The sequence below is a fragment of the Stieleria sedimenti genome (genome assembly GCF_025060895.1).
GTDB lineage: Bacteria > Planctomycetota > Planctomycetia > Pirellulales > Pirellulaceae > Stieleria > Stieleria sedimenti.
In genome coordinates, this window is sequence record NZ_JANZKV010000343.1 from 1 (window position 1) to 11710 (window position 11710).

The following is an 11710-nucleotide window of genomic DNA, read 5'->3' on the forward strand; positions in this document are numbered from 1 at the left end:
GGTATTGGCCTAAAGCTAGACACCAACGAACTCACTTGCCCGACTGATTGGGATCGTCCGGCAGCGGATACGGCAACGGGTCGTCGTTCATTTCCGCCAGTGCGTTGGCGGCCGCTTTTTGTTCGGCTTCCTTTTTGTTGGTGCCCCAGGCGGCGGTGTATTCCTCGCCGTCGATCACGGCGCTGATCAAGAACGATTTTCGGTGGTCGGGTCCCATTTCGCGTTTGAGTCGATACAGGGGTGTGCACGCGATATCACGTTGGGCTCGTTGCTGCAGCGTCGACTTGTAGTTCGTCGCCCCCTGGCTCGTGACCGCCATTTCGACTTCGCCCCGCAACCAGGTCTTCAGTCGGTCGCGGACGATGTCATGACCGCCATCGAGATACAACGCGGCAACGATCGATTCAAAGACGTCACTGACCAACGACCGCGGGTAGCTGCGATTTCGGGTCACACCCCGGCCCACGATCAAGCACTCGTCCAGTCCGATTTGACAGGCCACTTTACCGCAGGTGCGGCGACTGACGACGGCCGATTTGATTTTCGTCAAATCGCCTTCGTTGTACTCGGGGTATTCCTCGTACAACCACGAACAGATGACGAAGCCGAGGATACTATCACCGAGGAATTCCAAACGCTCGTTGCTCGCCAAGCGATGCGCTGCACCGGAGGCGTGCGTCAAAGCGAATCGCAACAACTCCTGGTCCTTGAACTGATAATCGATCAGCTGTTGGCAGCGCAGTAATTTCTCGGAGTGATCCAGGTCCCCGCTTTCGTCGCGTGGCGAAGCGATCAGCCGTACGTCGTCGCCCGTCCCGGGTGGGTCGAAATCGATCACCGGCTTCGATCGCTCTTCGTCGAGATGTTCTGGATCTTTTTCGAAAGTAACGTCGTCGTGAACGTCAGGAGAGTGGCCGTGATCGCTGAGGAAACCGGCGGGGGCCAGTTCGGCGTCATCGGATTCAGAATCAAGCGGTAAAGACAAGGTTCTTGCGTGCGAAAGAGTCGTGCGTTGGTAAGGCACGTGCCAAACCGCACCACTCGCACGACGCCTCGATCGGGGGACACCCCGAGCGCGGACGCTGAGAGAAGCAGCTGTGACACGTGAGGCAGACCAAGGCGCAACGTCTGATGCAGCCTTGCATGCCATCCATGTCACACGCCGGCGAACGGGTCCAGCCGTTCCGGTCGGAACGAAACCAGACCGACCCGCCCGCCGGTGTGCGACGCGATGGCTGTACCTTAACAACTACGGACCTTCACGGGTAGTGCGATCGGTCTGAAAGGAGGGCGTCGACGCGACGCGATTCGGCCTCGAAATCCGGTCGCACGAACGTCCCGCGGAGAAAAAACGAGCCATTGATCCGGCGGCGAAGATTTTCTGCGCGCTCCGAAAGCGTTCGATCACACGAACGTGCAGCTACCACGCTCGCCCCGAACCCCTACGCACCGCACTTCGCAAACGCTTACTTCGCAAACGGTTGCAGCCACTCGGACTCAAGGCGACCATCCAAAGCGACGGCTTGGTGATCACCGACGCGTCGCAAGATAGATCGCTTCGCCGGTGAACACGCGACGCAAGTGTTCGTCATCCCACAGGCGCCATCCGACCGCCGGGTCTGCGATTTTCCAGCGCCCATCGGCCATGCGGCTGTGCACGACGACGGCGTGGCCTTCGCCATCGGTCCCGAGCAGCCGACGGACCGGCCCGTTGGCCCGTTCATCACTGAAGCGGACGACGGCCACGTTGGGCAGCTGGCCTCGGGCCCGCCACACCCCCGGATCGTGGTCGGCGACTTCGACCTGTTGTGAACTCCCCGCAACGGCGATCCGCAATCCGCGAATCAAGCCCAATGAGGACGTCCCTTGATTGCTGGTTAAACACGCATCGGCCATCCACTGCTCCGCCGACGCCAGCGGCGCACCGGCCCACTGCCCGTCGGGGAACGTCAACCGCGCTGAAGTGGTCAGTGCCGTTTGGTGAAGCAATGTCGCCGCCGCAGAGGGACCGCAGCTGGCTTCATGACTTTGTAAGCAGACTCCGTCTTTCCACGTCGCCGCCCGGTCCACTTCGATCGGAAACAATTGGGGTCGGAGCACCGGCAAGACCAGGAACCCGATCGCAAGCAACGCCATCAACCCGGCGACGCCGTGCCGACACGCCGCTCGCAACGCAGAAACTTCGGATGCCAATCCGGCGCTAAACGACAAAAACACCGGCACCCAATTTGCCCAGCAAAGCGCTGCCGGCGTGGGAAAAGCGTGGGCCCAAGACAACCGATTGGCAAGACCGAACGCAAACACCAGCGAAAAGATCAAGCATTCGGCCAGCAGCAGAGGCTTGTTCTGGTAGACCGATAGCGACAGTCGCCTTCCCGCCACGAAGGCGAGTGTGGAGACCGTGGCGATGAAACCGATCGCGATCCAAAGGTCCATTCCCATTGCCCAATTCTCTGGGGGGTATCTCTCGGGAAAACATAGCACACCCGCCGCCATCCAGGCGATTGCAAAAAGATGCCATCTGCTTGTCTATGAAGATAGCATGAAGACACTGTGTGCGCAAAGTTCAGAAAGGGTTGGAGGGATAGCGTTAAACGCCGGTTTTCGCGCGAATCAAGCGGCAATCCGGATTTTCATGATTGCAATCGTGACGCTGTCGCGTTTGGTCGGTCACGTTGCAGATAAATGATTTCGACCGATTGCCCGATCCGGTAACCCCGATCAGACGCATAGACCACGGCCGGACCGGGGCTGGGAAACCAAGTCGCCCAATTCGGGAGACACCATTGACCGGTCGCCAGCTGGAGGCAGCGAGGCGACGCGTCGTCGGTTTCCGCCTCAGCGGCGTCCGGCTTCTTTGCGATCAGCCAGCCCGCCTCCAAGCCGACTTTCGCCGCCGGGTTGTTTGAGTTCCACCCTTCCTCGCGTCCAGAATTCGCAACGGTGGGGCGAGTCGTGCGGGGGCTGGGTGCCCCCGCACCGGGATCAAAGTGCTGGCAACAGGGATGTTCGAGTCCGCGGTAAACTTCCGGCATTTCAAACTCCCTGAAATGGCGCCTTGCTGAAACGGCGAATCTGGTGGCCGATCCGACCAACATCCCAACCCCGGTGACACCTTTGGTCAAACCACTGATTCAATCGACAGGCCGCGAGCCGTCCGGTCGCGCGCCGCGGAAACACCGTACAGGACCGGAGAGCTCGTGCCCCACCGCTAACAAAAACCACCCCGCGTGGCCACCCACCGCGGCGGGGACGGCAGGTCGCGTCGCAGAGTGAGACAGCGGGAGTGTATGGTTTCCCAGGTGATGGACCGCAGCAGGTCATCAGGGGGATTGAGACCCGTTGATTCGTGCAGCTTGCCGCAAAAAGTGCTGAATTACTGGAAGATTTTGTGTTCAACCGGGTACCATTAGTGGACACATCTGTGCTGCTGCGACCGATTCTCCCAATGTGTGACAAATCTGACACTTGATCAGGTACCACTTCGCCGACATCTCGTTTCATCATTAGGGCGAATCGCACACCGCATCGACCCGTTACCGGGGCACTCCATCCAATTGCTCGAGCAGTTTAGGTTTCAGTTCATGGCACCAAAATCAATCTTCCTGTCGCGTCTGACGCGTTCTTTGGGTGGTCTGGTGATTTTGATGGTCGCGTTTGCTTCGGTGGCGCGAGCGCAGAGCGTCGTGCCTCCCCAGATCGCGATGATCAACGATGCGATCGAGCAGGGGTGGGCGGATTATGAGATCACGCCGGCCAAGGAGGCGGACGATGCGGTTTGGTGTCGGCGGGTGTTTTTGGACATCATCGGCCGCATTCCCAGCCTGGAAGAGCAACAGGAATTTGCAGCCGACCGTGGCGGCGACCGTCGTGCGAAGCTCGTCGATCGTTTGTTGCATGACGATCGTTACACCGAAGAGTATGCGAACCATTGGGCCACGGTTTGGAGCAATCTGCTGATCGGCCGCGGCGGGGGCATGGACCGGCGCGATCTGACCGATCGCAACGGCATGATGAAGTACCTCCGAGACTCGTTCGCGGAGAACAAGTCTTACGACCGGATGGTGTATGAATTGGTGACCGCCGAGGGAGCGACCAAGCCCGGTGCACCTGGATTCAACGGGGCCGTCAATTTCCTGGTCGGCAAAGTCAACGAAGAGAAAGCGGTGTTGGCGGCAAGCAGCGTGTCGCGGATCTTTCTCGGTCAACAGGTTCAGTGCACGCAGTGTCACAATCACCCCTTCAATGATTGGAAGCAACAAAAGTTTTGGGAGTTCAATTCGTTCTTTCGACAGACACGTGCGTTGCGACGATTCGTCGACGGGACGCGTGACGTCGAGTACGCCGAATTGGTCAGCGAGGACTATGCCGGCGAAGCGGGGGATCCGAACGATGCGTTGGTCTTTTACGAGATGCGGAACGGTCTGACGCGAGTCGCGTACCCGGTCTTCACCGACGGCACGGAAATTTCGAAGAGTGGTTTTGTCGATGACGTCAATCGCCGCCAAGAACTCGGGCGGCTGATGATGGACAGCCAGTCGCTCGACCGCATGGCGATCAATCGATACTGGTCGATGTTCCTGGGGTACGGATTCACCAAGCCGATCGATGACATGGGCCCCCACAACAACCCGACGCACCCCGAATTGCTGGATGATTTGTCCAATGCGTTTCGCGGATCCAGTTACAACCTCAAGGACCTGATCACCTGGATCACGCTCAGCCGACCGTATTCGCTGGCGCCGGTGTTGGGCAGCAACAACCAGATCGATGACCCGTCGATCGGTGAAACGCCAAAATTCTCTCGCTTCTATCTCCGTCAGATGAGCGCCGAGCAACTGTATCAGTCCTTGGTTTCCGCGTCCGGAGGCAGTGCCACGGGCACGTACGAGCAACAAGAGAAAAAGCGTCGTGAATGGCTCCGTCAATTCGTGGTGACCTTTGGAACCGACGAAGGCGATGAAGCGACGACCTTTGACGGGTCGATTCCCCAGGCGTTGATGTTGTTCAACGGCGAATTGACGCAGAACGCGACGAGCACGAAACCGGGCAGCTTTCTGGATCGGCTTTCACAGTCGGGTAAATCGACCCGTGACCGATTAAATCTACTGTACAAGGCGGGCTTGTCGCGACAGCCGACCAAGCGGGAAGTCGCACTGGCCGGCGAACTCTACCGCGCCCGTGGCGGCAAGGAGATCGAAATGTTGCAGGATGTCTGGTGGGCGATTCTCAACAGTAATGAATTCATCATGCAGCATTGAGCTTGGGTTCAATCGCGGTTCTCAAACGTTACCAATCTGACAACACTTCCTTCGAAACCGATTTCTTCGATAGGCAATCGCAATGATATCACCTTGGAAAACTCCCAGCGGGATGAGCCGCCGACACTTCATGAACCACTTGGCTGGTTCCAGTGCTGCCGCCTCGGCGGCGCTGACGATGGGGGGTGCCATTGCAGCCAACGCCGAAGAGATGCGTCGCAATCGGAAATCGGCGATCATGCTTTGGATGGGAGGTGGCCCGCCGACGATCGACATGTGGGACCTGAAACCGGGCGCGCCCACCGGTGGACCGTTTCAACCGATCTCGACAACCGGCGACATGCAGATTTGTGAGCATCTGCCGATGGTCGCCAAGCAGATGCACAATCTGTCAATCGTTCGTAGCATGTCGACCCGCGAAGCCGACCACAACCGTGGCCGCTACTACATGCACACCGGCTTCGTCCCGAACCCCAATATCGAACACCCCAGCTATGGTGCGGTTGTCGCTCACGAGTTGATGTCGCAGCGTCCCGAACTGGAGATCCCTCCGTTTGTCACCATCGGCGGTGCCAGCGCGGGGCCGGGATTCCTGGGCATGGCGTGGTCTCCCTTTGCCGTCACCAGTAGCGGGCGGATTCGCAACTTGGACATGAAGTTGGACGGGATGCGATTGCGTCAACGGATGGCCGCCCTGCAGGAAATCGAAAGCGGTTTCGCCAACCGGACGCGTGATCTTCCCGCCGGAGAGCACGGCAAGGTGCTCAAGAAGACGTTTGACTTGATGACCAGCAGTCAAATGGAAGCTTTCCGTGTCGAGAAAGAGGACGAGAAGACGAAAGAACGTTATGGGACCAACGGGTTCGGTCAGGGGTGTCTGTTGGCCAGACGTCTGGTCGAGGGCGGTGTCCCGTTTATCGAAGTCGACTTGGGTGGCTGGGATCTGCACAACAACGTTCACCAAACCTTGGCGGACACGAAGTTGCCACAACTGGACAAGGCGATGAGCGCCCTGGTCGAGGACCTGGAACAACGCGGGTTGTTGCAGGACACCGCGATCATTTGGATGGGGGAATTCGGACGAACACCGCGGATCAATCAGAACGCCGGGCGAGACCACTGGGCACGGTCCTGGTCCTGCGTCGTCGGCGGTGCGGGGATTCAAGGCGGATTGGCCGTCGGTGAAACCAGCAGCGACGGCACGGCGGTTGAATCCGAACCGTTCAGCAGTGAAGACTTGATGGCGACCGTGTGCAAGGGACTCGGCATTAGTCTCGATACCACGTTCATGAGTAAGAATCGCCGACCGATGAAAATTGCCAATGGTGGAAAAGTGATAAGCGAATTGGTGGCTTGATGATTGGTGGATGAAGTCAGCCTCGGCGGACAGACGCCAAGCTCGACCGGGCCGAGTACCGTCTCGATGACCCAGTCAAACGATGTTCCCGATGATTCGATGCCTGAGGGCAACGTCGACGAGGAAACTGCGTTTGATGAACAGTCCGAGCAGGCGGAAACCCTCGACGCGGCCACGCTCATCCAACGACACCAACGTGGCGTGTGGCGCTACCTGAGAATGCTCGGATGCGACGACGCGACCGCCGATGATTTGACGCAAGAAACCTTCTTGCGTGTGTTGCGACGCCCCGATTTTGTCCAACACAACGACAGCGCGACGGCAGGCTACCTGCGCCGAACCGCCTACAACCTGCTCGTCTCCAGGCACCGCAAACTGGGACGCGTTCAGACCACCGGAGAATCCGAGTTGCTCGACGAAACTTGGGACCGATGGGCGGGCAAGGATCTCACCGGCGACGCCGCCGTGGAGGCCCTTCAACAGTGTTTTGAAAAATTAACCGAACGGGCTCAAATCGCCTTGCGAATGAGGTTCGATTCCAGCGCCAGCCGAGTCGAAATCGGTGAAGCTCTGGGGATCACCGATCACGGAGCCCGGAACTTGATGCAGCGAGCCAAACAACAGCTGCGAAACTGTGTCGAAGAGAAATTGCAGCTTCAAAACGAACCATGACCCATTCCGCAAGCCAACTGCCGCACGAAGCACGCAGCGATGCCGATCCGTTGATCGACGCGTTGTTGGCCGAATTTGTCTCCAGCGATGCGAGCAAACGCAAGCAACCGCCCGACTTGTCGGCTAGCATTCTTGCGCAGTTGGCTGCCGCCGACCATGGACAACCACGCGACGCCGACGACGAGGCGGACCCGGTCGTTGATACCTTGCTGGCGGAGTTTTTGCCTAGCGAAAGCAAGAGGCGATCGTGCCCGCCCGATCTGACCGCGACGATCCTGCAGCGGCTTGGCGAGTCGGCCGACAGCAAACGCAACGAGTTTGCCGAAGATGCCGATCCCGTCGTCGATGCGCTGCTGACGGAATTTGTCCCGGTCAACCCGCTCAAACGCAAGTCGCCGCCCGATCTGGTCGCGCCGATCCTAGCCCAAACCGGGACCGCGGCCGAGCAAAGCAGCCCTTCGCTGCCGCCGATCACGGCATCCGGTGGCGGTCTCTCGATGGGGCGTTTGGTGTCGATCCTGATCGCCGTCGCCGCTTGCATCCTGGCCGTCGCTTACCTGAGCGGACCGAACAATCTGCAGAACAAGCCGGCCGATCAAAGTCTGGTCGTCGCCGAAAATGTTCCAGACCAGCCGTCTCCGTCGGAACGGATTGAATCCCCGTCGTCGAATGATTCGCAAGTCGCAATTTCCGATCCGGTCGACGACCCGCCTGTGACGTCCGACAGCGGCACGGCGGATCTGCCACGCGGCATTTCACTCGACTCAACTGACGTCGCATCGAACGCCGATTCGTCGGCCGACGACGTTCCCGATCCGGTCTCGCCCGCCCCATCAAAGGGCGAGTCACAAGCGGTGACCCTGGTCGCGGCTGAAACCGCTGCGACGGTCCGCGACTACTGGCAGACCCTTGGGATCCAGCCGACGCCTGATGCCGCGCCGGCGGAAATCGCCGACCGCTTGAATGCCCGATTGGGAATCTCGCTTTCCGAACAGGCGTTGCGCGATCCGCAGCAGCTCCGTGATCTGTTGGCCGAGTCCTCCAATGCAGAGCAGATTTCCAAACGCTGGCTCGCGTTGACGACCGGCAGCGGCATCGCGGTCATGGATCGCCCCGAGAATGCCGGGCTGGTCGACGAGTTATCCAAAAGCGTCTCGGGTCAGGCCAAGCTGGACGTGACCCTGGTCTCCTTGATCGACGGGTCGAGTCAACAATCGGGACAGTGGTATCAAGCGATCGGACGTCGTGGCAGCGAAGGGATCGCCACGCATCTGGCCAACATCTCCATCAACGCCGACATGCGTTGCGTGCGTTGCCATGATTCGCACATCGGTCGTTCGGGGACCCAAGATGATTATTGGTCGTTCGTCGCCCTGGTCCGCAATGTCGTTCGTCGACAGGACAATCGTTGGGTGGTGGCCGCGCAACCGGCGCAGCCCAAGCCGACGTTTTACGAGCTGTTAGATGGGCGTCAACGCATGGCGGTGCCGAAGGTCAGCAAGTACCTGTTGCAGTCGACCGACCAAATGGAAGACTTCCAAACTTGGACCAAGACGCTCGTCGGCAGCGATGTGCTGGCCGACAGTCTGGTGGATTCGCTTTGGCAATTGGTTCACGGACGCCCCCTGAAACCGTCTCCCGTGGACGCCTTTGCGCCACCGGTCGATGGAAACCTGGATCGCTTGCACCGACAACTTGCCGATGACTTGAAGGCCAATCAGTTCGATGTCGCCAGAACGTTGGCGTTGATCATCGCGTCCCCGATGGCCCGCCGCAGCGTGCCCGAAGTGCTGCAAGGCGATGCGTTGTTGACGTCGTCCGAGCAGGAGCGAAAGGAAGCATTGGATTTGATTCAAGCCTTCGCGGCGGCGGTTCAGACTCCGAGCTCTTCATTGAAGCAGCGTGTCGAAGTTGCCATGCGTCGTGTCGGGGGGCAATTCAACCCGGATGATCAGGGCGCCATTCTGGCTCAACCGATCGACGGTCGTCCGCGATCGCCCCAATCGCTTGGCGAGCTCGATGGTGGAAATTCCGCCACGAATTTCTTGCAGCAACTGAGCGTCGACTTTCCCGGTGAGGATGCCGCGCTGCCGGTTTCGTGGCTGCGCTCGATCGACGATTTCGACCTGCAAGTCCAACACCTGGTCTATCTGTCCGGTCGCAACCGTGTCACGCCCGAAATCACCGCTGCGGCAAACCGGTTGAAAGAAGAATCCAGTAGCCGAGAATCGGCCCTCAGCCGGATCTGGTGGATCCTGAGAGAGTAGTGCTCTGGCTACGTTTTGATTTGAGGGTAGCGGGACTCACCAAGGGTTTCGCCTCTGATGGCGAGCCGCCGACAGCCTGACCCTTTTCCGCTCGACGAACGCAACTCCGACATTTAATGTGGTTGGAGCACTAGGCGGTCGCCCCGGCGACTTCCGCCGCCTTGTACACGACACTGGACCGCTTGAATCCCAGTCGTTCGTACAACCGCACCGCGCCGGTGTTCTCCGTCGTGACTTCCAGGTGCATTCGCTCCAAGCCGACGGCGCGAAATCCTGTCGCAGCCTTGGACAGTAGAATCGATCCCAAACCTTTGCCTCGATGCGCCGGATCGATTCCAACATTCTGGATCGAGCCCCAGCCTTCGGTGGAAAGTCCCTGGATGGTTCCCACCGCGTAGGGCTGGACGGCGCCGGTTTTCGGATTCGTTTCGAGCGCGCGGATCAACCAGGTCGCGTCGGGGACGAAATCGCCGCGGCTGGTGATCTCACGCATCAGCCGCAAACAGCCGTCGCGTCGAGACAAGCACGGGAAAACGTTCGCGTCCAATTCCTCCTTGAAACTATTGAACTTGGCGATCGCGTGTTCCCGCAGCAGCCCCGGCAGGTAGGGCAACAGCTCGTAACCTTCGGGCAGACGCGGATCCTCCCCACGCCAATCGCGAAGGTCAAATTCCATTCGATATCGTTTGAAGTACGTCATACCCATGATGATTGATTCTACCACGCGTTTACCGATCCGGCCGCATCTGCGTAAACTTTGGGCAACCCCTTCAAACGGGAATTCTTCTTTTATTGGCTTATCCGGCGTTCCGATGTCCGTACCGACTCCAACGACTTTTCCACCCCTGGTTCAAGAAGCCATTGTTCTGACCGGTCCGACGGCCTCGGGGAAAACGTCGCTGGCGTTGCAATTGGCCGAAGCGATCGGTGGCGAAATCTTGTCGCTCGATTCGATCGCGGTGTATCGGCACATGAACATCGGGACGGCCAAACCGAGTGCCGCCGACCGCGCCAGGGTGCCCCATTACCTGCTCGATCTGGCCGATCCCGATCAGGATTTCAGTGTCGCGTGTTACCTGGCCGAAGCCCATCAATGCGTCCGCGAGATCAGCGGCCGCGGCAAACGCCCGATCTTTGTCGGCGGAACACCGATGTTCCTCAAGGCGGTGTTGAGAGGGTTTGATGTGGGGCCGCCGCCGGACTGGGAATTTCGTGAATCGGTGCAGCGTGATCTCGAGACCTTCGGCGCCGAAGCGCTGCGTCAGCGGCTGGTTCAAGTCGATCCCATTTCGGCCGCCCGGATTGCGCCGGGAGACACGCGCCGGATGATCCGGGCGCTGGAGGTTTCCAAGCACACCGGAATGCCGCTGAGTCATCGACAGGTTCAATTCGACCGCCACGTCGACGCCGGGTCCTGCTGCGTGTTCGCGTTGCAACACGATCGCGGCAAACTTCACCAACGGATCAACCGCCGTGTCGAGCAAATGTTTGAGCGCGGGTTGATCGAAGAGGTTGATCAATTGATCGAGCGTTACAGCTCGTTATCCCGGACCGCCTCACAAGCGGTCGGCTATCGAGAAATCCTGGACTGGAGAAACGCCGGCGGTGGTGCCATCGACGAACTAGAAGACCTGGTCGCAACCCACACCCGACAACTCGCCAAACGTCAAGAGACCTGGTTTCGATCGTTCAGTGAAATCACGCCCGTCCCGATGGATCACTTCGACAACGAATCCGATGCACTGGAGTTTGTGCTCGGCCACATCGAGCGGATGGATACCGCAACCTAGAGGTCTTAAAAGTGGCGTAAGCTTCCAGCTTGCGTTTCACGCCAGCGGCGTGCCACATCAAAGCTTGGGGTCGCGCAAACGCACCCCAAGATTCATCTAACGCTAACGCAACGTGACGAAAGTCGACCGTATCCCGAAGGGATTTCAGCGAGTCGCCGGAGGTCAGCGCAGCGCCACCTCCGGACCACGCCCCCTAATCCTTCCCCCGACCCCGACGGGGTCGCAGCGAACTCCGGTGTCGCGCCAATGCCAGAAAAGAGTCCTGACCCGATTGGGAGGGCTGAAGCGACAAGGGATTCGGTAACCGTTGGTGCCTAGCCTTTAGGCGATTTGCGGTCGCTGGGACGCAGCGACAGTGGGCGG

At 59.3% G+C, this 11710-nt stretch carries 9 protein-coding genes; 5 read left to right on the forward strand and 4 right to left on the reverse strand.

Translation table 11 applies throughout. The features are described from left to right. Positions 1-31 precede the first annotated feature (31 nt). From rnc to NZK35_RS33120, 3 genes are all read right to left on the reverse strand, one after another. The gene (rnc, locus tag NZK35_RS33110; RefSeq protein WP_407699871.1) at positions 32-838 is read right to left on the reverse strand and encodes a ribonuclease III; all 807 of its coding nucleotides are present in this window, start codon (positions 836-838) and stop codon (positions 32-34) included. A 692-nt stretch (positions 839-1530) separates the two neighbouring features. Continuing rightward, the gene (locus tag NZK35_RS33115) at positions 1531-2442 is read right to left on the reverse strand and encodes a cysteine peptidase family C39 domain-containing protein (protein ID WP_259636812.1); all 912 of its coding nucleotides are present in this window, start codon (positions 2440-2442) and stop codon (positions 1531-1533) included. A 191-nt stretch (positions 2443-2633) separates the two neighbouring features. Further along, positions 2634-3035, reverse strand: a complete 402-nt coding sequence (locus tag NZK35_RS33120) for a hypothetical protein (RefSeq protein WP_259636813.1) — start codon at positions 3033-3035, stop codon at positions 2634-2636. A gap of 612 nt (positions 3036-3647) precedes the next feature. Here NZK35_RS33120 and NZK35_RS33125 point away from each other — a divergent pair. From NZK35_RS33125 to NZK35_RS33140, 4 genes are all read left to right on the forward strand, one after another. Continuing rightward, positions 3648-5261, forward strand: a complete 1614-nt coding sequence (locus tag NZK35_RS33125) for a DUF1549 and DUF1553 domain-containing protein (RefSeq protein WP_259636828.1) — start codon at positions 3648-3650, stop codon at positions 5259-5261. 82 nt (positions 5262-5343) lie between these two features. After that, positions 5344-6618 carry a DUF1501 domain-containing protein gene (locus NZK35_RS33130; protein ID WP_259636814.1) on the forward strand — a complete coding sequence of 425 codons (1275 nt, stop codon included), beginning with the start codon at positions 5344-5346 and terminating at the stop codon, positions 6616-6618. 66 nt (positions 6619-6684) lie between these two features. Then, entirely contained in the window at positions 6685-7290 is a 606-nt protein-coding gene (locus NZK35_RS33135) for an RNA polymerase sigma factor (RefSeq protein WP_259636815.1), read from the forward strand. Continuing rightward, the gene (locus NZK35_RS33140) at positions 7287-9557 is read left to right on the forward strand and encodes a hypothetical protein (RefSeq protein WP_259636816.1); all 2271 of its coding nucleotides are present in this window, start codon (positions 7287-7289) and stop codon (positions 9555-9557) included. The genes NZK35_RS33135 and NZK35_RS33140 overlap by 4 nt, the downstream gene beginning before the upstream one ends. 130 nt (positions 9558-9687) lie before the next feature. Here the strand turns inward: NZK35_RS33140 and NZK35_RS33145 are convergent, their stop codons facing one another. Beyond that, positions 9688-10233: a GNAT family N-acetyltransferase gene (locus tag NZK35_RS33145; protein ID WP_323379691.1), complete on the reverse strand. Its 546-nt coding sequence runs from the start codon at positions 10231-10233 to the stop codon at positions 9688-9690. A 136-nt stretch (positions 10234-10369) separates the two neighbouring features. On the opposite strand from NZK35_RS33145, the gene miaA reads away from it, so the two are divergent. Then, positions 10370-11347 carry a tRNA (adenosine(37)-N6)-dimethylallyltransferase MiaA gene (miaA, locus tag NZK35_RS33150; RefSeq protein WP_259636818.1) on the forward strand — a complete coding sequence of 326 codons (978 nt, stop codon included), beginning with the start codon at positions 10370-10372 and terminating at the stop codon, positions 11345-11347. The last annotated feature ends 363 nt before the right edge of the window (positions 11348-11710 follow it).

Bases quoted from the DNA above. Each gene is read 5' to 3' on its own strand.
- miaA (WP_259636818.1), top strand. From the start codon at position 10,370: ATGTCCGTACCGACTCCAACGACTTTTCCACCCCTGGTTCAAGAAGCC.
- NZK35_RS33140 (WP_259636816.1), top strand. From the start codon at position 7,287: ATGACCCATTCCGCAAGCCAACTGCCGCACGAAGCACGCAGCGATGCC.
- NZK35_RS33130 (WP_259636814.1), top strand. From the start codon at position 5,344: ATGATATCACCTTGGAAAACTCCCAGCGGGATGAGCCGCCGACACTTC.
- NZK35_RS33125 (WP_259636828.1), top strand. From the start codon at position 3,648: ATGGTCGCGTTTGCTTCGGTGGCGCGAGCGCAGAGCGTCGTGCCTCCC.
- NZK35_RS33145 (WP_323379691.1), bottom strand. From the start codon at position 10,233: ATGGAATTTGACCTTCGCGATTGGCGTGGGGAGGATCCGCGTCTGCCC.
- NZK35_RS33115 (WP_259636812.1), bottom strand. From the start codon at position 2,442: ATGGGAATGGACCTTTGGATCGCGATCGGTTTCATCGCCACGGTCTCC.
- NZK35_RS33135 (WP_259636815.1), top strand. From the start codon at position 6,685: ATGACCCAGTCAAACGATGTTCCCGATGATTCGATGCCTGAGGGCAAC.
- NZK35_RS33120 (WP_259636813.1), bottom strand. From the start codon at position 3,035: ATGCCGGAAGTTTACCGCGGACTCGAACATCCCTGTTGCCAGCACTTT.